Consider the following 20,783-nt stretch of genomic DNA (forward strand, 5'->3'; position numbering starts at 1 on the left):
GGAGGGGGCCGTTCCTGGCGATCTACAAGATGGCGACGTAGCCGCTTCTACCCCCTCCCTTTCGCGCAGCGAAGGGGAGGGTTGGGGAGGGGGGCTTTGGCTTTGGCTTTGGCTATGGCTTTTGCTTTTGCCCTGCCACAACCACAAGAAGCGACGATCAGTACCCCGCCGCCTGCCCATCCTTTCGACTCTCCGAAGCACCGTAGTAAACGCCGCTTTCCGGGTCACGCATGATCGCCTGATAGCCGCCATAAGGACCGTCGGCGAACACCACACGGTGGCCCTTGCGCATCAGGCTGCGCACCGTCTCATATGCAAAGCCGGTTTCCAGATTGACCTCGCCACCATCACGCATCGCCGTGGCCTGTCCGGTGGGCTCGGTGGAGCCCTCGTGCTGGATGCGTGGTGCATCGCCGGCCTCCTGCAGGTTCATGCCGAAGTCGACCAGGTTCATCACGATCTGTGCATGCCCCTGCGGCTGCATCGCACCGCCCATCACCCCGAAGCTGGCGAACGGCTTTCCGTCCTTGGTGATGAAGGCCGGAATGATGGTCTGGAACGGGCGCTTGCCCGGCGCATAACCGTTGGGATGATCCTTCTGCAACACGAACATCTCGCCGCGGTCCTGCAGGATGAAGCCCAGCCCCGGCGGCGCCATGCCGCTGCCCATGCCGCGATAGTTGGACTGGATCAGCGACACCATCATGCCGTCAGCATCGGCCACGGTCATGTAGATGGTGTCACCCTCCTCCAGCTGCCTTGGCGTACCCGGCTGTACTTCCTTCAAGGCCTTGTCCATCGAGATCAGGCTGCGGCGCTGCGCTGCGTAGTCCTTGGAAATCAGTCGCTGTACCGGTGCAGGCGAGAACGCCGGGTCCGCATAGAAGCGGGCGCGATCGGCGAAGGCCAGTTTCTTGGCTTCAACGAACAGATGGATGTGCTCGGCCGAGCCGAATGGAATCTTCGAGAAATCGTAGCCTTCCAGCACGTTGAGGATCTGCAGCGCAGCGATGCCCTGGCTGTTCGGTGGCAGTTCCCATACGTCATAGCCTCGGTAGTTGCTGCTGACCGGCTCGACCCACTCGCCGTGATGCGCAGCCATGTCCTCGTAGCTCAGATACCCGCCATTGGCCTTGAAGTAGTCGCCAATGCCGCGCGCGATGTCGCCTTTGTAGAACGCATCGCGGCCACCATCGGCAATCTGCTGCAAGGTGTTTGCAAGGTTTGGGTTGCGCCACATCTGCCCCTTGCGCGGCGCGTGTCCATCAATGGTGAACTGCTCCTTGAAACCCGGATACTGCGACAGCTTGGGCACCGAGCGGTCCCAGTAATACGCAATGACCTCGGAAACCGGATGCCCATTGCGGGCGTAGGCGATGGCCGGCGCCAGGTTCTCAGCCATGGGCTTGCGACCGAAGCGTTCATGCAATGCGAACCAGCCATCCACCGCGCCCGGCACCGACACCGGCAGCGGTCCGGTCGCGGGAATCTCCTTCAAGCCACGCCGCTGCAACTCCGCCAGCGTCAACGAACGCGGTGAACGACCCGAGCCGTTGTAGCCATGGAGCTTCTGCGTCTTCGGGTCCCAGACGATCGCGAACAGGTCACCGCCAATGCCATTGCCGGTCGGCTCCATCAATCCCAGCGCAGCATTGGCAGCGATGGCCGCATCCATCGCCGAGCCGCCGCCCTTCATCACGTCCAGCGCGATCTGGGTGGCCAGCGGCTGCGACGTGGCCGCCATTGCATGCGGCGCGATGACTTCCGAGCGGGTGGCAAATTCGTGACCGGTGATGCGGTCTGCGGCAAACGCCGTTACCGGCACAGTAGACAGGGCAAGCAACAAGGCGCTACGCAGCATGGCAGATAACCGGCAAGGGAATGGCGGGACGATAGCCCAGCCACCGCGCTGACGCACGTCTTGTGCATGTGCCTCGTACTGAACTGCCCGTCACGCCAGCGCTCAAACCAGCCAAGCTGCACCACAGGCATCGGACTGTCTTTGTGGGTGCGGCGTCAGCCGCGAAGCAAGGACACCTTCAGATGGAGGTTTGAGCGAAACTCTGCTTCGCGGCTGGCGCCGCTCCCACAGCAAGACCGTCAGGTCACAGACCACCGCGGGCAACCCAGCCCTACATCCGTGCAGACGCCATTCCGATCAGGCTGGCTACCTCGTGTCCGTTACTGATCTGCTCCAGCAGGCCTCGCGTCTCCTGGTCTGGATCCAGGCCCAACTCCTGCCGCAATACCGATTCGAATCGCTGGTAGACCTTCAGCGCCGCGCCCCGCATGCCGGTGCCGGCGTGGGCGCGCATCACCCGCCGGGTATGCGCTTCATTCCATGGATCGCGCTTACTCAAGGCATTGGCCAGCTGCATCGCAGACTCCCAACGCGATGCTTCCAGCATTTCATCGCAGCAGCGTGCCGCCGCGTCTATCAGCTGTGCGTCCAGCGATTGGCGGGTACTCGCCAGCCAAGTCTGGAAGTTGGAATCGGCAATGTCTTCCATTCCATCCAGGAACACCCGCTGCTCGGCCATCAGATGAACCGATTCGCACGGCGCCTGCTCCAGCAGATCGATATCGAACATGGGCTCACCGCCGCGCATCAGGCCAACCGCCGAGCGCTCGATGCGCAGAATGCCCTCCTCCATCACCAGATTGCAGAAGCGATTGAGGTTGCTCAACACCTGGCGCAGGTTGGTCAAGGCACTGGTCTCCCCCAGGCTGGGCCACAACAGGGCCGCCAGCGCCGCCCGCGAATGCATGCGGTTGGACTCGACCGACAGGTAGCCGAGCAGGGCCCAGCCCTTCCGGTAGATCAGCGGCGCCGGCAGAACACCTCCCTGGCCCATCAGTTGCAGCAGACCGGGGGGCCGCCCCTCGCCGGGTACGTCACACCGGTGTGCACCCGCACACGTGATGTCCTGTCCTGGTAACTGCGTCATGGCGATCGTCCTCCGGCTGGCCCAGAAAGGGCCTGTTACTTGCTAAACCGGCAAAAGCAGCGCAATCCAATCACGGCAGGCGAAACTTTCTCTCCCGGCCCGATCAACGTGTTGAACTGACCCGAATCCGCGCAAACCAGCTCGCGCATGCGCTTGACCACGCAGGTTTCAATCGCAACCATGCCGCTGCGACGGGGCTTCCGCGCCAGATCCGGGAAATCACACCTGCAAGCGTTGACATGACGACGACGCGATGGTTATCTCGACCCATGCTGCAACGCCACAACGCCACCGCTGACCTGACTTCGACCCCGGCCCACGCCGCGGCGTCGATTCTCGTACTCGTACTTATTACCGAGCCAACAGGTGCGGGGCAGACTGGCGCGTAACGTAAAGACAGCCAGATTCGACTAAAGACCCCGCGCCGACCCCGGTGCGGGGTTTTTCGTTTCCAGCTTCTATTTCATCTGAAACCATGTACCCAACCACTGACACCTCCAGGAAACACACCACCAACGCCGCCAGCCGCAGCGCTGCGACCTGCATGGTGCCTCCCCCGCCCGCCCCGGCCGCTGCGTCCTGACGCAACGGCCGTTTTTATTTCTGCCTGACTCTCTTCATTGCAAGGAAACCAAGCACCATGAGCACCAACGAACTGCCCCAGATCAAAATCGCCGTCGTCGGTTACGGCAGCCAGGGCCGCGCCCATGCCATGAACCTGCGTGAATCCGGCTTCGACGTGGTTGTCGGCCTGCGCGCCGGCGGCCCCACCGAGGTCAAGGCGCAGGCCGACGGCTTCACCGTCAAGAGCCCGGCCGAAGCGGTCAAGGACGCCGACCTGGTCGCCGTGCTGACCCCGGACATGGTGCAGAAGAAGCTGTACAACGAGGTACTGGCGCCGAACATGAAGCAGGGCGCCTGCCTGCTGTTCGCGCACGGACTGAACGTGCATTTCGGCATGATCGAGCCGCGCGCCGATCTGGACGTGGTGCTGGTCGCACCCAAGGGCCCGGGCGCACTGGTGCGTCGCGAGTATGAAATCGGCCGCGGCGTGCCGTGCATCTACGCGGTCTACCAGGACAAGAGCGGCAAGGCCGAGCAGTTCGCGCTGGCCTATGCGGCTGGCCTGGGCGGCGCCCGCGCCAACATCATCAAGACCACCTTCAAGGAAGAGACCGAAACCGATCTGTTCGGTGAGCAGGCCGTGCTGTGCGGTGGTGCTTCCTCGCTGGTCCAGGCCGGCTTCGAAACCCTGGTCGAAGCCGGTTACCAGCCGGAAATCGCCTACTACGAAGTGCTGCACGAACTGAAGCTGATCGTCGACCTGTTCTACGAAGGCGGCATCACCCGCATGCTGGAGTTCATCTCCGAGACCGCGCAGTACGGCGATTTCGTCAGCGGCCCGCGCGTCATCGATGCCTCGGTGAAGGCACGCATGAAGGATGTGCTGACCGACATCCAGAACGGCACCTTCACCAAGAACTGGGAAGCCGAGTACGAAGCCGGCCTGCCGAACTACAAGAAGTTCCAGCAGGCAGACATGGAACACCCGATCGAGAAGGTGGGCAAAGAGCTCCGCGCCAAGATGGTTTGGCTGCAAGCACAGACTGCGTAATCCGCGGTCCCCCACCCGCAACTGGCAAAGGTCGCTGCATGAACACTTCCACCCCCGGTGCGCCCCGTAACGGCGCACGCTGGCTGACGCAGGCCCTGGAAACCGAAGGCGTGCAAACGCTGTTCGGCTACCCGGGCGGCACCATCATGCCGTTCTACGACGCATTGGTGGACTCCAGCCTCAAGCACATCCTGGTACGACACGAGCAGGGCGCGGCGCTTGCCGCCAATGGTTATGCCCGCGCAAGCGGCAAGGTAGGCGTATGCGTGGCCACCTCCGGCCCGGGTGCGTCCAACCTGGTCACCGGCATTGCCGATGCCATGCTCGACTCGGTACCGATGGTGTGCCTGACCGGCCAGGTCGCTACCCCGCTGCTGGGTACCGATGCGTTCCAGGAACTGGATGTGTTCGGCATGACCATGCCGATCGTCAAGCACAGCTGGCTGGTGCGCAGCGTTGATGAGCTGCCGCAGGTGGTTGCCGAAGCCTTCCGTGTCGCCCGCGAAGGGCGGCCCGGTCCGGTGCTGATCGACCTGCCCAAGGACGTGCAGCTGGGCGACGCCTCGCACCTGCCCGATCACGTGCCGGCCTCGATCGATCCGGTGCCGGCACCGTCGGCCGAGCGTCTGGCTGCTGCGGTCGAGATGATTGCCGCTGCCGAAAAGCCCGTGATCTACGGCGGCGGCGGCATCGGCCTGGCCGATGCGGTTGGCGAGTTCCGTCACTTCGTCGAAAGCTCGGGCATCCCGACCGTGCTGACCCTGCGCGGCCTGGGCGCTTTGCCAGCCAATCACCCGCAGTACCTGGGCATGCTGGGTATGCATGGCACCCGCGCCGCCAACATGGCGGTGCAGGAGTCGGACCTGCTGATCGTGGTCGGTGCCCGCTTCGATGACCGCGCCACCGGCAAGCTGGCCGAGTTCGCCCCGTTCGCCCGCGTCATCCATCTGGATGCCGACGCCTACGAGATCTCCAAGCTGCGCGCGGTCGACATTGCCATCCCCGGCAACGTCAAGACCGGGCTGCAGGCGCTGACCAGCATCCGCAGCAGCTGCAACAGCTGGCGCGCACGTTGTGCCGCCAACCGTGAAAAGTTCGCTGCCCGCTATGACGCGCCCGGCCACGATATCTACGCACCGGCGTTGTTGAAGCGGCTGAGCGAAGTGGCACCGCCGGATACCGTTATCGCCTGCGATGTCGGCCAGCACCAGATGTGGGTGGCGCAGCATTGCCGCTTCAACCACCCGCGCAACCACCTGACGTCGGGCGCGCTGGGCACGATGGGCTTCGGCCTGCCGGCAGCGATGGGCGCGCAGTTCGCCTGCCCCGATCGCACCGTGGTGCTGGTCTCCGGTGATGGCAGCTTCATGATGAACGTGCAGGAGCTGGCCACCATCGCCCGCTGTCGCCTGCCGGTGAAGATCGTGCTGCTGGACAACTCATCGCTGGGCATGGTCCGCCAGTGGCAGGAGCTGTTTTTCGCCGAGCGTTACAGCGAGATCGACCTGTCCGACAACCCGGACTTCGCCGCGCTGGTGCAGGTATTCGGCATCCCCGCCACTCGCATCACCCAGCGTGCGCAGGTCGAGGACGCGCTGGCCGCCATGCTGGATACGCCCGGCCCGGCGCTGCTGCACGTGTCCATCGATGCACGCGCCAACGTGTGGCCGCTGGTGCCACCCAACAACGCCAACAGCACCATGCTGGACAGCAACCCAGCCCATGCCAAGGCAGCGCAGGAGAGTTCCAATGCAATACCGGCTTGACCTGGTGCTGAAACCTGCCGAAGGCGCGCTGGTGCGCGTGATCGGCATGGTCGAACGGCGCGGCTTCGCCCCCAGCAACATCGCCGGCAACCGCAATGCCGACGATGCCGGCCGCTGGCACGTGCAGATGGACATCCATGGCACGCGCCCGCCGGAAACCCTGTGCCACCAGCTGCAGAAGGTCTACGACTGCGAATCCGTGCGGCTGGTACCGGTAGCAGGTGCCAGCGTATGAGCAGCGACGTAAGTGGCGTACCGGTAGTACGCCGCCACAAGCAACGGAGGCGTCTTCTTCAACGCGAACAGCCGACAGCTAGTTCGCTTGTATCCGGTGACGGCCACGTACATGCCTGACCGTGGCCGCGCCAACGCAGTTGCAACACCCGCTGACGCATTGAACGTCAGCGTTGCCGATGTCTTGGCCGCACAGGCACGCCTGCGCCGTTTCCTGCCGCCTACCCCGCTGCACTATGCCGAGCGTTTCGGCACCTGGTTGAAGCTGGAGAACCTGCAGCGCACCGGTTCCTACAAGGTGCGTGGTGCACTGAACGCGATGCTGGCGGCGCTGGAACGCGGTGATGAGCGCCCGGTGATCTGCGCTTCGGCCGGCAACCACGCCCAAGGCGTGGCCTGGGCTTCGCATCGGCTGGGCGTGCAGGCCATCACGGTGATGCCACATGGCGCACCGGCCACCAAGATTGCCGGCGTCCAGCATTGGGGCGCCACCGTGCGCCAGCACGGCAACAGCTACGACGATGCCTATGCGTTTGCCCGCGAGCTGGCCGAACAGAACGGCTACCGCTTCCTGTCCGCCTTCGACGACCCGGACGTGATCGCCGGCCAGGGCACGCTGGGCATCGAGCTGGCACCGCATGCTCCGGACGTGGTGATCGTGCCGATCGGCGGCGGCGGCCTGGCCTCGGGCGTTGCGCTGGCCCTGAAATCGCAGGGCGTGCGCATCATCGGTGCGCAGGTCGAAGGCGTGGACTCGATGGCACGCGCGATCAAGGGCGATGTACGCGAAGTTGATCCGGTGCCAACCCTGGCCGATGGCGTCAAGGTCAAGATCCCGGGCTTCCTCACCCGCCGCCTGTGCGCCAGCCTGCTCGACGATGTGGTCATCGTCCGTGAAGCCGAGCTGCGCGAAACCCTGGTGCGGCTGGCGTTGGAAGAACATGTCATCGCCGAAGGTGCTGGCGCGTTGGCGCTGGCCGCGGGCCGCCGCGTCTCCGGCAAGCGTAAGTGTGCGGTGGTATCCGGCGGCAACATCGACGCCACGGTATTGTCGACCTTGTTGTCTGAAGTACGCCCCAGTCCACCGCGCAAACCTCGACGGCGTAACGCCGAACGACTTAGAAGCCGTGTCGTTGCATCGACACAGCGCAGTTCCAGATCCGAATCCCCCCAAATTTCCGTTACCGCCGCAGTCGAGGAGACCCTCTGGTGAATACTCCAACCAACAATACCCCGCGAATTACAATCTTCGACACGACCCTGCGCGACGGTGAGCAATCACCCGGCTGCAGCATGACGCCACCGCAGAAGCTGGTGATGGCAAGGGCGCTGGCGGAACTGGGCGTGGACGTGATCGAAACCGGCTTCCCCGCAAGTTCGCAGTCCGACCGCGAAGCCATGGCACTGATCGGCCGCGAGGTACGACAGCCGGTCCTGGCAGTGCTGTCGCGCTGCCTGGCCGGCGATATCGAAACCTCCATCAAGGCTCTGGAAGCCGCAGCGCGCCCGCGCCTGCACCTGTTCCTGTCCACCAGTCCGCTGCACCGCGAGCACAAGCTGCGCATCAGCAAGGAACAGGTGCTGGAGTCGGTGCACAAGCATGTGAGCATGGCGCGCGGCTACCTGGATGACGTCGAGTTCTCCGCCGAGGACGCCACCCGCACCGAACTGGACTTCCTGACTGAAGTCACCCAGGTCGCGATCGCCGCCGGTGCGCGCACCATCAACCTGCCCGACACGGTTGGTTTCACCACGCCGGAGGAAATCCGCGCGATGTTCCAGCACGTGATCGCCAATGCGGCCGGCGCTGACAAGGTGGTATTCAGTACCCATTGCCACAACGACCTGGGCCTGGCCGTGGCCAACTCGCTGGCCGCCATCGAAGGCGGTGCACGCCAGGTGGAAGGTTCGATCAACGGCATCGGCGAGCGCGCCGGCAACTGCGCGCTGGAAGAAATCGCGATGGTGCTGAAGGTCCGCAACGCCTTCTACAACAACTTCGACACCGGTTTCGACACCCGCCGCATCGTACCCACCTCGCAGCTGCTGCAGCGTCTGGTCGGCATGCCGGTGCAGCGCAACAAGGCCATCGTCGGTGCCAATGCCTTCGCGCACGAATCCGGCATCCACCAGCACGGCATGCTGCGCAATCGCAATACCTACGAAATCATGCGTCCGGAAGACGTGGGCTGGGAGTCCTCGCAGATGGTGCTGGGCCGCCACAGCGGCCGCGCCGCGGTCGAGGCACGCCTGCGTGCGCTGGGCTACTGGCTGGAAGAAGAGGAACTGAAGCTGATCTTCGAGCAGTTCAAGGCACTGTGCGAACAGCAGCGCGTGGTCACCGATGCCGACCTGCAGACCCTGATGCAGGGTACCTCCAGCAGCGACGGCTACCGCCTGGCTTCGATGACCATCAGCGACGTCGGCAGCCGTGCCAATGCGTTGGTCGAGCTGTCCGATCCGGAAGGCAACCGCGTGGCTGAAACCGCGCAGGGCGACGGCCCGGTCGATGCCTTGTTCTCGGCATTGTCGGCCGCCACCGGCGTGCAGCTGACCCTGGACAGCTACCACGTGCACAGCGTCGGCATCGGCGCCGATGCGCGCGGCGAAGCCAACCTGAGCGTGCGTCACGAAGGCGAGATCCTCGAAGGCACCGGCACCAGCCGTGACATCATCGAAGCCAGCGCGCTTGCCTGGCTGGATGTCACCAACCGCCTGCTGCGCCAGCGTGAAAGCAGCACCACCGAGGAAGCCGTCAGCGCCTGAGCGCGACAGCAGAACATAGGCACCGGAACGAACCAATGAGCTCCGCACCCAAAACCCTGTACGACAAGCTGTGGGATGCCCACGTTGTCGTCCCTGAATCCGACAACGCGCCGGCCGTGCTGTATATCGACCTGCACCTGATCCATGAAGTCACCTCGCCGCAGGCCTTCACCGAACTGCGCGAGCGCGGCCTGAAGCCGCGCCGCACCGATCGCACCAAGGCGACGATGGATCACTCCACGCCGACCCTGCCGGCCGGCCCGGACGGCAAGCTGCCGTACGCAAGCAAGGCCTCCGAAGCGCAGGTCGAAACGCTGGCGAAGAATTGCGCCGAGTACGGCATCGAGCTGTTCGACCTGTCCTCGGCCAACCGCGGTATCGTCCACGTCATCGCCCCGGAGCAGGGTTTCACCCAGCCAGGCATGACCATCGTCTGTGGTGACAGCCACACCTCCACGCATGGCGCGTTCGGTTCGCTGGCCTTCGGCATCGGCACCAGCGAAGTCGGCCACGTGCTGGCCACGCAGTGCCTGCTGCAGCGCAAGGCCAGGACCATGGCAATCACCGTTGATGGCGAACTGGCGCCGGGCGTGGGTGCCAAGGACGTGGTGCTGCACATCATCGGCGTGATCGGCGTCAACGGTGGCACCGGCCATGTGCTGGAGTTCCGTGGCTCGGCGATCCGCGCGATGGACATGGAACAGCGCATGACCCTGTGCAACATGTCGATCGAAGCCGGTGCCCGCGCAGGTATGGTGGCGCCGGACCAGGTCACCTTCGACTGGGTCGCCAACACCCCGCGCGGCCCCAAGGGCGCCGACTTCGACACCGCCGTGGCGTACTGGTCCTCGTTGAACAGCGACGAAGGCGCACGCTTCGATGTGGAAGTGCAGATCGACGCCGCCGACATCCGCCCGACCCTGACCTGGGGCACGCACCCGGGCACAGCGATTGCGGTTGATGCGCCGATCCCGGCCGCCAACGATGCCGCTGCGCAGAAGGGCCTGGACTACATGAAGTTCGAAGCCGGCCACAGCTTGATCGGTACGCCGGTGGATGTGGTGTTCGTCGGTTCCTGCACCAATGGCCGCTTGAGCGACATGCGGGAAGTCGCACAGGTGTTGCGCGGCCGCCACGTCGCCGATGGCGTACGCATGCTGGTGGTGCCTGGCTCGGAGATCGTCAAGCGCGATGCCGAGGCCGAAGGCATCCACGAAATCGTGCGTGCCGCCGGTGCCGAGTGGCGCGAGCCGGGCTGCTCGATGTGCATCGCCATGAACGGCGACCTGGTTGCACCGGGCCAATTGGCGGTCAGCACCAGCAACCGCAATTTCGAAGGCCGCCAAGGCCCGGGCTCGCGCACCTTGCTGGCCTCGCCGATGAGCGCGGCGTGGGCAGCGGTGAATGGCCGCGTCGCCGATACCCGCGATCTGTTTGCCAAGGAGGTGGCGTGATGGCCGTCGCTTTTGCCCTTCTCCCTCCGGGAGATACAAAGGTATGCCCCCGCGAAGGCGGGGGTGCCCCGAAGGGGCGGATGAGGGCGACCGCTGCTCATTCCGGCAAACACCCTGCGCAAGCACACCCTCATCCGGCGCTGCGCGCCACCTTCTCCCGATGGGAGAAGGGCTACGCACTGGAGCTGTACTGATGGCCGCATTGACCACGATCACCTCGCGCAGCGTTGTGCTGCGCCAGACCAATATCGACACCGACCAGATCATCCCGGCGCGTTTCCTGTCCACCACCGAGCGCGCCGGCCTGGGCAAGAACGCCTTCAATGACTGGCGCTGGCAGGCCGATGGTTCGCCGAATGCCGAGTTCGCCTTCAACCAGCCGCACAACCAGGGCCGCGCCATCCTGTTGGCCGGTCGCAATTTCGGTTGTGGCTCCTCGCGTGAGCATGCCCCGTGGGCGCTGACCGATCTGGGCCTGCAGGCAATCGTCAGCAGCGAAATCGCCGACATCTTCCGCAACAACTCGCTGAAGAACGGTCTGTTGCCGATCGTGCTCGACGAAGCCGACGTGCAGGAACTGATGCAGCACCCGGATGACGAGCTGACCGTGGATGTGGCAGCGCGTGAGCTGCGCACCTCCAGCGGCAAGGCGTACAGCTTCCCGCTGGATGGCTTCTCGCAGACCTGTCTGCTGGAAGGTGTTGACCAGCTGGGCTGGCTGCTGGGTCGGGTGGATGAAATCGAGCGGTATGAGGCTGCTCGCGCGGCATGATGAAACACCCCTCCCCTTGCCGGCGCAGCCGGCAGGGAGAGGTCGGGAGGGGTTGGCTTTGGCTTGTAAGGCTCAAACTGCAACAGCAAGAGCTACCCCTCCCCAGCCCTCCCCTGCGCCTTCGGCGCAAGGGAGGGAGTAAATCCGCGCCGCCTGCAGGGCAGCGCGCGAAACACCCCTCCCCTTGCCGGCGCAGCCGGCAGGGGGAGGCTGGGAGGGGGTTGGCTTTGGCTTGTAATGCTCGAACAGCAACAGCAGAAGCTACCCCCTCCGCAACCTTCCCCTGCGCCTTCGGCGCAAGGGAGGGAGCTCCCAACAACAGCAACCGGAACCCATACATGCAAGCCAACATCGTCGTACTGCCGGGTGACGGCATCGGTCCAGAAATCACCGCCGTTGCCGTCGACGTGCTCAAGGCCATCGCAAGCCGGTTCGGCCACAGCTTCAGCTTCAGCGAACATGACATCGGCGGCATCGCCATCGACAGGCACGGCGAGCCGCTGCCGGCAGCCACGCTGGAGGCCTGCAGCAAGGCTGACGCGGTGCTGCTCGGCGCCGTTGGTGGCCCGAAGTGGTCCGACCCGAATGCCAAGGTCCGCCCGGAACAAGGCCTGCTGGCGATCCGCAGGGCACTGGGCCTGTACGCCAACCTGCGCCCGGTACGCACCCACCCAGCCGCGCTCAATGCCTCGCCGATCAAGCCTGAACTGCTCAAGGACGTGGACTTCGTGGTGGTGCGCGAGCTGACCGGCGGCATCTACTTCGGCGACAAAAGCCGCGATGCCGACAGCGCCAGCGACCTGTGTCGCTACACCGTGGTCGAGATCGAGCGCGTGCTGCGCAGCGCCTTCCGCCTGGCCCAACAGCGTCGCGGCAAGCTCACCTCGGTGGACAAGGCCAATGTGCTGGAAACCTCGCGCCTGTGGCGTGACATCGCCGCACGCATCGGCCGCGAGGAATTCCCGGACGTGGAACTGGAACACCAGCTGGTCGATTCCATGGCCATGCACCTGATCGCCAAGCCGCGCGTCTACGATGTGATCGTCACCGAGAACATGTTCGGCGACATCCTCACCGACGAGGCCTCGATGCTGGCCGGCTCGCTGGGCCTGCTGCCATCAGCCTCGTTGGGCGAACAGGGCAAGGTCGGCATCTACGAGCCCATCCACGGTTCGGCGCCGGATATCGCCGGCAAGGGCATCGCCAACCCCTATGCCACCATCCTCAGTGCGGCGATGCTGCTGCGCCATTCACTGGGACTGGAGGCCGAGGCTGCAGCCATCGAGCAGGCGGTCAGCGCTGCACTCGATGGTGGCCACTTCACCGCCGATCTGGCCGCGCAAGGGCAGGCGCTCAACACCCAGCAAGCCGGGCTAGCCGTGCTTGCGCAGTTGAACTGATGTAACCAGACGCGGCCCTTGGCCGCGTCTCTTTTTTGCGGGCTGTTCCCGCCAGGTGGATACCACGCCGTTTCTTCATTGGACCTGTCGTTTCAGGTCCCGCACCAACAAAGGAATGACCTTGAACTACCGCACTCCCGACGACTTCCTGGCCTATGTGGCCAAGCGCGACCCCAACCAATCCGAGTTCCTGCAAGCGGTAAAGGAAGTAGCGCACAGCCTGTGGCCATTCCTGCAGCAGAACCCGAAGTACACGCAATACGGGTTGCTGGAACGTCTGGTCGAGCCGGAGCGGGTCATCCAGTTCCGCGTCGCCTGGGCCGATGACAAGGGGCAAACCCACGTCAATCGCGCCTGGCGCGTGCAGCACAGTTCGGCGATTGGTCCATTCAAGGGCGGCATGCGTTTCCACCCCTCGGTGAACCTGTCCATCCTCAAGTTCCTGGCCTTCGAACAAACCTTCAAGAATGCCTTGACCACATTGCCGATGGGCGGCGGCAAGGGCGGCTCGGACTTCGACCCCAAGGGCAAGAGCGATGGCGAAGTGATGCGCTTCTGCCAGGCTTTGATGCTGGAGTTGTACCGCCACCTCGGCCCGGATACCGACGTGCCAGCCGGTGATATCGGCGTTGGCGCACGCGAAGTCGGCTTCATGGCCGGCATGATGAAGAAGCTCAGCAATGATGCCTCCAGCGTCTTCACTGGCAAGGGCCTGGCCTATGGCGGCAGCCTGATGCGGCCGGAAGCCACCGGCTTCGGCACGGTCTACTTCGTCGAGCAGATGCTGCACCATGCCAAGCGCCAGACCCACGGTGCCAAGGTATTGGTGTCCGGTTCCGGCAACGTCGCCCAGTACGCGGCGATCAAGGCCAGCGAGCTCGGCGCCAAGGTGCTGACCTTCTCCGACTCCGGCGGCGCGCTGTATGCGCGCGATGGCTTCGACGAGACCGCCCTGCAGGAAGTAATGGCGTTGAAGAATGAGCGCCGTGGTCGTCTGTCCGAACTCGCCGATGATGCCCGCTTCGAGTTCCTGGCCGACCGTCGCCCTTGGCATATCCCGGCCGATATCGCCCTGCCCTGCGCCACCCAGAACGAGCTGGACGAAACCGACGCACGCACCCTGGTCCACAACGGCGTGCTGTGCGTGGCAGAAGGAGCAAACATGCCGTCAACGCTGGAAGCAGTGGATGTATTCGTGCAGGCCGGCACGCTGTACGCGCCGGGCAAGGCCAGCAATGCCGGTGGCGTGGCCACTTCGGGTCTGGAAATGAGCCAGAACGCATTGCGCCTGTCGTGGCGCCATGCCGATGTCGACGAGCGCCTGCACGTGATCATGAAGGAGATCCACGCCAACTGCGTGCATCACGGCGTACGTGCCGATGGCAGCGTCAACTACGTGGACGGCGCCAACATCGCCGGCTTCGTCAAGGTCGCCGATGCCATGTTGGCGCAGGGCCTGTACTGAATCATCCAGCCCTCGCACGGCTGGAAACCGACGGCGCCCACGGGCGCCGTCGTCATGACAACACCCGGTTACGGCCTTCGCGCTTGGCGCGATAGAGCTGCCGGTCAGCGGCCGCCAACAGGGTGCGTCCGTCCGCCTGGCCTGGGCCGAATGCCGCAACACCGATACTGACGGTGACACTGACGTCGGCATCCACGTCCTCGAAGCGCAGTCGCGCCAGGCGGATCCGCAGCTCCTGCAATGCCGCCACCGCCTCCTGCAGTGATATGCCATGTATCACCACCAGGAACTCCTCACCGCCATGCCGGGCCACGAACTGCTCCTTGCCAAGCCGCAGCTGCAACAGACTGGCGATGTCACGCAGCACCTGATCACCGGCATCGTGGCCGTAGCGGTCGTTGATCTGCTTGAAGTGATCCACATCCACCAAGGCCACGTTCAAGGGCGTGCCCTCGGTGCTGGCGCGCTGCAACGCCTGCTGCAGGTAGGCGTCACCGGCACGTCGATTGGGCAGGCCGGTGAGCGGATCGTGCATGGCCTGATGCTCCAGGCGTTGCAACAGGCTGACGCGCTCCGAGTCGGCCTGCTCCAGCGCGCGGTTTTTCTCGCTCAATTCCTGGGTGCGTGCAGCGATCTCGTTGCTCAGGCGCTGTTGCCCGCGCCGGTAGCTGGCTGCGCGCCAACCTGCCAGCAACAGGATCAGGCCCAGCACGGCCGCAGCGCTCAGCCAGCGTACCCATGGCCGCTGCCATAGCGGTGCGGCGATATCCAGTTCCAGCACTGCTTCGCCGCCACGATTGGTATTTTCCCAATCCAACGGCAACGACATCGCCTGGATGCGCAGCCGATATTTCCCTGGCGGCAGATTGGTATAGATCGCTTCGACGCGACTGCCTGCATCCAACCAATCACTGTCAAAGCCTTCCAGACGATAGCGGTAACGCATCTTGTCCGGCGCGCGGAAACCGAGCCCGGCGTAGGCCACGGCAATGCGATCCACGCCGGCTGGCAGGGAATAGGCGCTGCTCACCGGCTGCGGATCGCCATCGATGACCACGCTCTCAATGGCCACCGGAATCTTCCGGAAACGTGCATTGCCATCGACACGCTGCGGATCGATCACCGCCAGGCCACCGGCGGTGGGAAACAATAATTCACCGTCACGCGTAAACCAGCCTGCAGGTGATGAAGCGCCATTGCCCTGGCTGCTGGGCATGCCATCGCTATGGTCCAGCACCTGCACCGCCAGATGTGTACGCGCGCCGGCAGCCACGGCAATCAGGTCCGTGCGATCAAGCCGGAACACGCCCTGGTTGCTGGACAGCCACAGATGGCCGGCGCCATCGTCGATGACCCGGAAAACCTTGTCGCGCGGCAACCCGTTGCGATGATCGAACACGGCAATGTCCAAGCCACGCTTGCGCAGCAGTCCGTGGTCACTGGCAATCCACAGGTCACCATTGTCGTCGCCAAGGAAGTCGAAGACATAGCGCGCCGGAAACCCCACATCAGGGAACCACGCCTGCAGCTTGCCCTCCTTGCCCAGGCTCGCCATGCCACCGTCCGTACCTATCCAGAGCACGCCGGCAGCGTCGCGGTACAGCGCATGTACCGCCAGTCCCGGCAGCCCCTCTTCCAGTCCATAGTGATGCAGCTTGCCGCGCTGGTGGTGATACAGACCCTCTGAGCTGCCTATCCAGAGGCTGCCATCGGCTTCACTCAACAGACTGCGGATCAGCGGCTGTACGGTACCCGGCAAGCTGATCTGTTGTACGACCCGACCAGCCTCATCCACGCCAAGCACGCCCTTGTTGTAGGTGCCAGCCCACACGCCCTGGCCACGCGCAGCCAAGGCCAGCACCGACGCGTCACGGCCAGTGCCCGGCAACAAGCGCACCGTGCTGATCAGATCGCCGCGCATGCGGTTCAGGCCTTCGGAATGTCCGATCCAGACATCACCGTTGTCGGACTGGATCAGCGCACGCAGATAGTCCGAGCCCAGTCCATCCTCCATGGTCAGTCCACGTGCCGCGCCTTCGTCGATGCGGAACAAGCCATCGGTGCTGCCCGCCCAGACCAGACCTTCCCGGTCGATCAACAAGGCGGGACTGACCTGCCCGGGAACCGCGATCCGCTCGGTCTTGCCTGGTGCCAAGCGCACCAGTCGGCCCGCGGACAGGCTCAGCCACAACGCATCGCTGGCATCATGGCGCACCGCATCCACGCGCTCACCAGGCAACAGGTGCTGCCGTCGGCCATCAGCGTGCAGCCAATGGACACCGTCGTCGGCAGCAACCACCCAGCCGTTGTCGCCATCATCGACCAGATCACGCACCACCCAACCAGCCGTACCGTTCCACGGCGCCAGATGTCCCTGCTGCTGGTGGTAGACACCTTTTTCAGTGGCAACCAGCACCGTTCCATCCGCCATCAGGCGCAGTGCGGTGATCGGCACCTCGGGCAGGCCAAGCGTGGCACCGGCATCGAGCAGCTGCCCCGAGGGCAGCAAGCGCAGCAGCTTGTCCTTGGCGGCGATCCACAGGTCGCCGGATGGATCCCGCAGCAATGCGGTAACCGATAGATGCCGGGCATCGGCACCCCCCAATGCTTCCCAACGCCCGCGGTGGTAGCTGTAGACGCCATCGGAAATGGTCCCGAACAGCACGGCGCCGTCGGCCTCGGGCAGGATGCTCAGCACCCCGGAAAGCTCCACGCCCGGGGTGTTCTGCCGATCAAATACGGTGAAGCTGCGGCCGTTGAAGCGGACCACGCCTTCCCAGGTGCCCAGCCAGATGAAGCCGTCAGTGCCCTGTGCCACCGACTGCACCAGGTTGTGCGGCAGCCCCTGCTCCATGCCCCACCCGGCCACGGTATGCCGCGCGGCCTGCGCCGGCGGCAAGATCAGGGCCCATAGCAGGGCTGTTACGAGCAGGGCGCATAGCCAAGCTGCCAGCCGGTCCCGGCCTGCAAGGCATGCAGCTGTGGCGTCGGCAATCCTCTGGCGTCTGTACAAACCCGCCTCCGCAGGTCACGCCGACTCCCCCGTCGGCGCGCCAATTTACCACCTCAACCGTGAAATCCGTCGCCGCTTCTTACGGCCGGCCCCGCGGCCAGCCTTGGCGACGACGGCTCACAGCGCGCCGCTCAGTGACTGGCCTCGTCCGGGCGCACCCGGAACCAGGCCGCATACAGCGCAGGCAGGAACACCAGGGTCAGCACCGTGCCGACGATCAACCCGCCCATGATCGAGATCGCCATCGAGCCGTAGAAGGCACTGCGCGACAGCGGGATCATCGCCAGCACCGCCGCCAGCGCGGTCAGCACGATAGGCCGGAAGCGGCGCACGGTGGCATCGATGATGGCGTGCCAGCGGTCATGGCCGGCATCGATGTCCTGCTGGATCTGGTCGATCAGGATCACCGAGTTGCGCATGATCATGCCGGCCAGTGCAATCGTGCCCAGCATCGCCACGAAGCCGAACGGCGCCTGGAACAGCAGCAGGAACCAGGTCGCGCCGATGATGCCCAGCGGTGCGGTGATGAACACCATCGCCGCCCGCGAGAAGCTGCGCAGCTGCACCATCAGCAAGGTCGCCACCACCACCAGGAACAGCGGCATGCCAGCCTTGATCGAGTTCTGCCCGCGCGCGGAGTCCTCGACGGTGCCGCCGGTTTCCAGCAGATAGCCACTGGGCAGGGCGTCGCGGATGTCACTCAAGGTCGGCACGATCTGCTCGACCACGCCGACCGGCAGCATGCTGTCGCCGATGTCGGCACGCACGGTGACGGTTGGCAGGCGGTCGCGGTGCCAGATGATGCCGTCTTCGAAGGCATATTCCAGCTTGGCCACCTGCGACAACGACACCGACTTGCCGCTGGCGGTCGGGATGGCCAGGCTGCCCAGCATGTCCAGACGCGCACGCTCATCATCCGGGCCACGCAGCAACATGCCGATCTGGCGATTGCCTTCGCGGTAGGTGCTCACGCTCATGCCTGACAGCGAGCTGGTCAGGAACTGCGCGATCTGCGCACTGCTCACGCCCAATACGCGGGCACGGTCCTGGTCCACCACCAGGCGCACCACCTTGCTCGGTTCGCTCCAGTTGAGGTTGACGTTGGTGGTATGCGGGTTCTGCCGCACCTTTTCCGCAACCTGCGCGGCAATCGCCTGCACGCGCTCGATATGCTCGCCGGAAATACGGAACTGCACCGGGTAGCCAACCGGCGGGCCGTTCTCCAGCCGGGTAACACGCAGCTGCACATCACCGAACTTGGGCACGACCTCCGTCAACAACCAATCACGCAGCTCCTCGCGTGCCTTGGTGTCCTCGGCCAGCACCACGTACTGGGCGAAGTTGGTGGCCGGCAACTGCTGGTCCAACGGCAGGTAGAAGCGCGGCGAGCCGTTGCCGACATAGCCGACGAAGTTGGCCACGCCCTTGTGCCCCTTGATGAGCGCTTCGAACTTCTGCGCCTGTGCCTGGGTGGCAGTCAGCGACGCGCCTTCGGCCAGTTCGATATCCACCATCAGCTCGGGCCGGGTTGAATCCGGGAAGAACTGCTGCGGCACGAAGCGGAAGATCACCAGCGAGAACACGAACAGGCCCGCCGTGGCCAGGATCACCAGCCAGCGACGACGCAGGCAGGCATCCAGGAACACCCGGAAGCGCTGGTAGAACGCGCTCTTGTACGGGTCATGGTCGTGCGCCAGCTCCTTCGGCTTGATCAGGTTGGCCACGGCCGGATTGCGGTCGGCCCAGCGCAGCCGCAGCGCATGCCAGCGCCCGGCAATACTGCCCGGCTTGGGCGGCTGCGGGTTGTGCAGGTCCGGCAGCATCTTGTCGCCAAGATAGGGAATGAACAGCACCGCGGCGATCCACGACACTACCAGCGCGATCGTCACCACCTGGAACAGGGAACGCGTGTATTCACCGGTGCTCGAAGCCGCGGTGGCAATCGGCAGGAAGCCGGCCGCGGTGATCAAGGTGCCGGTCAACATCGGGAAAGCGGTGGATGTCCAGGCAAAGCTGGCCGCACGCAGACGGTCGTAGCCCTGCTCCATCTTGGTGGCCATCATCTCCACCGCGATGATCGCGTCGTCCACCAGCAGACCCAGCGCAAGCACAAGCGCGCCCAGCGAAATCTTGTGCAGGCCGATGTCGAACTGATGCATGACGAAGAACGTCATCGCCAGCACCAGCGGGATCGATACCGCCACCACCAGGCCGGTACGCCAGCCCAGCGAGAAGAAGCTCACCAGCAGCACGATCACCACCGCCTCGGTCAGCACCTTGACGAACTCGCCCACCGATTCCTTCACCGCATGCGGTTGGTCGGAGACCTTGCGCAGCTGCATGCCGGCCGGCAGCGTCTTCTGCAGCTGCTCGAACTCGTTGTCCAGGGTCTTGCCCAGCTTGAGGATGTCACCGCCGTTCTTCATCGCCACGGCAATACCGATGGCGTCCTCACCCATGAAGCGCATCTTGGCCGAGGCCGGATCGGCGAAGCCACGCTTCACCTCGGCGATATCGCCCAGCCGCACGCTGCGATCACCGGCCTGGATCGGGAAGTTGCGGATGTCTTCGACGGAAGTGAACTGACCGCTGACGCGCAACTGCACGCGATCGGTCGGCGTCTCGAACCAGCTGGCCGGGGCAATCGCGTTCTGCTGCGCCAGCGCCTGCTGCACCTGCTGCATCGACACGCCCAGCGTGGCCAGCTTGGTGTTGGACAGCTGGATCCATACCTTCTCGTCCTGCAGGCCGAGCAGGTCGACCTTGCCCACGTCATCCACGCGCTGCAGCTGCAGCTGGATGCGATCGGCATAGTCGCGCATCAAGGCATAGTCGAAACCCTTGCCTGTCAGCGCATAGATATTGCCGAAGGTGTCACCGAACTCATCATTGAAAAACGGCCCGATCACTTCGGCTGGCAGCTGCGAATGGATGTCGCCGACCTTCTTGCGCACCTGGTAGAACAGTTCGGGCACGTCCTTGGACGGCATCGAGTCGCGCGCCATGAAGATCACCTGCGACTCCCCCGGGCGCGAATAGGCCTGGATGAATTCGAATTCGCCGGTGTTCATCAACGCTTTTTCGATCGGCTCGGTGACCTGCTTGGACACCTGCTCGGCGGTGGCGCCCGGCCACATGGTCTGCACCACCATCGCCTTGAAGGTGAACGGCGGATCTTCGGATTGGCCAAGGTGCTTGTACGACCAGGCACCGATGATCGCCATGGCGATCATCATGAACAACACCAGCGGGCGGTTACCGAGCGCCCATTCGGAGAGATTGAAGCGTTTCACGCCTCACTCTCCTTTTCAGCGCGGATCCAGCGCCGCTCGGCATTGCCGCGAGCGTCA

The 20,783-nt window shown here is 64.4% G+C and carries 13 protein-coding genes; 9 read left to right on the top strand and 4 right to left on the bottom strand.

What is annotated here, in order from left to right; all coding sequences use genetic code 11:
• Window positions 1-157: 157 nt before the first annotated feature.
• Both ggt and ACVOLI_RS09670 read right to left on the bottom strand, forming a co-directional pair.
• Window positions 158-1,861, bottom strand: a complete 1,704-nt coding sequence (gene ggt, locus ACVOLI_RS09665) for a gamma-glutamyltransferase (RefSeq protein ID WP_481534432.1) — start codon at window positions 1,859-1,861, stop codon at window positions 158-160.
• Window positions 1,862-2,132: 271 nt separating this feature from the next.
• On the bottom strand, window positions 2,133-2,855 hold the full coding sequence (locus ACVOLI_RS09670; RefSeq protein ID WP_481534433.1) for an AfsR/SARP family transcriptional regulator: 723 nt from the start codon (window positions 2,853-2,855) through the stop codon (window positions 2,133-2,135).
• Between the two features lie 733 nt (window positions 2,856-3,588).
• On the opposite strand from ACVOLI_RS09670, the gene ilvC reads away from it, so the two are divergent.
• From ilvC to gdhA, 9 genes are all read left to right on the top strand, one after another.
• On the top strand, window positions 3,589-4,563 hold the full coding sequence (ilvC, locus tag ACVOLI_RS09675; protein ID WP_481511693.1) for a ketol-acid reductoisomerase: 975 nt from the start codon (window positions 3,589-3,591) through the stop codon (window positions 4,561-4,563).
• 38 nt (window positions 4,564-4,601) lie between these two features.
• Window positions 4,602-6,329 carry an acetolactate synthase 2 catalytic subunit gene (ilvG, locus tag ACVOLI_RS09680; RefSeq protein ID WP_481534434.1) on the top strand — a complete coding sequence of 576 codons (1,728 nt, stop codon included), beginning with the start codon at window positions 4,602-4,604 and terminating at the stop codon, window positions 6,327-6,329.
• Complete coding sequence (locus ACVOLI_RS09685; RefSeq protein WP_057632948.1) at window positions 6,313-6,564, top strand: ACT domain-containing protein; 252 nt, start codon at window positions 6,313-6,315, stop codon at window positions 6,562-6,564. The genes ilvG and ACVOLI_RS09685 overlap by 17 nt, the downstream gene beginning before the upstream one ends.
• A gap of 159 nt (window positions 6,565-6,723) precedes the next feature.
• Complete coding sequence (locus ACVOLI_RS09690) at window positions 6,724-7,776, top strand: threonine dehydratase (RefSeq protein WP_481534453.1); 1,053 nt, start codon at window positions 6,724-6,726, stop codon at window positions 7,774-7,776.
• A complete protein-coding gene (locus ACVOLI_RS09695; RefSeq protein ID WP_481534435.1) occupies window positions 7,773-9,329 on the top strand; it encodes a 2-isopropylmalate synthase in 1,557 nt (518 codons plus the stop codon). The genes ACVOLI_RS09690 and ACVOLI_RS09695 overlap by 4 nt, the downstream gene beginning before the upstream one ends.
• A gap of 35 nt (window positions 9,330-9,364) precedes the next feature.
• Window positions 9,365-10,783: a 3-isopropylmalate dehydratase large subunit gene (gene leuC / locus ACVOLI_RS09700; RefSeq protein ID WP_481534436.1), complete on the top strand. Its 1,419-nt coding sequence runs from the start codon at window positions 9,365-9,367 to the stop codon at window positions 10,781-10,783.
• A gap of 193 nt (window positions 10,784-10,976) precedes the next feature.
• Window positions 10,977-11,555, top strand: a complete 579-nt coding sequence (leuD, locus tag ACVOLI_RS09705) for a 3-isopropylmalate dehydratase small subunit (protein WP_481534437.1) — start codon at window positions 10,977-10,979, stop codon at window positions 11,553-11,555.
• 338 nt (window positions 11,556-11,893) lie between these two features.
• Window positions 11,894-12,955, top strand: coding sequence for a 3-isopropylmalate dehydrogenase (gene leuB / locus ACVOLI_RS09710; protein ID WP_481534438.1), 1,062 nt, complete (start codon window positions 11,894-11,896; stop codon window positions 12,953-12,955).
• Window positions 12,956-13,070: 115 nt separating this feature from the next.
• A complete protein-coding gene (gdhA, locus tag ACVOLI_RS09715) occupies window positions 13,071-14,420 on the top strand; it encodes an NADP-specific glutamate dehydrogenase (protein ID WP_481534439.1) in 1,350 nt (449 codons plus the stop codon).
• Window positions 14,421-14,472: 52 nt separating this feature from the next.
• On the opposite strand, the gene ACVOLI_RS09720 is transcribed toward gdhA, so the two are convergent.
• Both ACVOLI_RS09720 and ACVOLI_RS09725 read right to left on the bottom strand, forming a co-directional pair.
• The gene (locus tag ACVOLI_RS09720; RefSeq protein WP_481534440.1) at window positions 14,473-17,274 is read right to left on the bottom strand and encodes a ligand-binding sensor domain-containing protein; all 2,802 of its coding nucleotides are present in this window, start codon (window positions 17,272-17,274) and stop codon (window positions 14,473-14,475) included.
• Between the two features lie 290 nt (window positions 17,275-17,564).
• The gene (locus tag ACVOLI_RS09725; protein WP_481534441.1) at window positions 17,565-20,726 is read right to left on the bottom strand and encodes an efflux RND transporter permease subunit; all 3,162 of its coding nucleotides are present in this window, start codon (window positions 20,724-20,726) and stop codon (window positions 17,565-17,567) included.
• Window positions 20,727-20,783 lie beyond the last annotated feature (57 nt).

The organism is Stenotrophomonas sp. STEN029, from assembly GCF_056760015.1.

Bases quoted from the DNA above. Each gene is read 5' to 3' on its own strand.
- ggt (WP_481534432.1), bottom strand. From the start codon at position 1,861: ATGCTGCGTAGCGCCTTGTTGCTTGCCCTGTCTACTGTGCCGGTAACG.
- ACVOLI_RS09670 (WP_481534433.1), bottom strand. From the start codon at position 2,855: ATGGGCCAGGGAGGTGTTCTGCCGGCGCCGCTGATCTACCGGAAGGGC.
- ilvC (WP_481511693.1), top strand. From the start codon at position 3,589: ATGAGCACCAACGAACTGCCCCAGATCAAAATCGCCGTCGTCGGTTAC.
- ilvG (WP_481534434.1), top strand. From the start codon at position 4,602: ATGAACACTTCCACCCCCGGTGCGCCCCGTAACGGCGCACGCTGGCTG.
- ACVOLI_RS09685 (WP_057632948.1), top strand. From the start codon at position 6,313: ATGCAATACCGGCTTGACCTGGTGCTGAAACCTGCCGAAGGCGCGCTG.
- leuC (WP_481534436.1), top strand. From the start codon at position 9,365: ATGAGCTCCGCACCCAAAACCCTGTACGACAAGCTGTGGGATGCCCAC.
- leuD (WP_481534437.1), top strand. From the start codon at position 10,977: ATGGCCGCATTGACCACGATCACCTCGCGCAGCGTTGTGCTGCGCCAG.
- leuB (WP_481534438.1), top strand. From the start codon at position 11,894: ATGCAAGCCAACATCGTCGTACTGCCGGGTGACGGCATCGGTCCAGAA.
- gdhA (WP_481534439.1), top strand. From the start codon at position 13,071: ATGACCTTGAACTACCGCACTCCCGACGACTTCCTGGCCTATGTGGCC.
- ACVOLI_RS09720 (WP_481534440.1), bottom strand. From the start codon at position 17,274: ATGGAGCAGGGGCTGCCGCACAACCTGGTGCAGTCGGTGGCACAGGGC.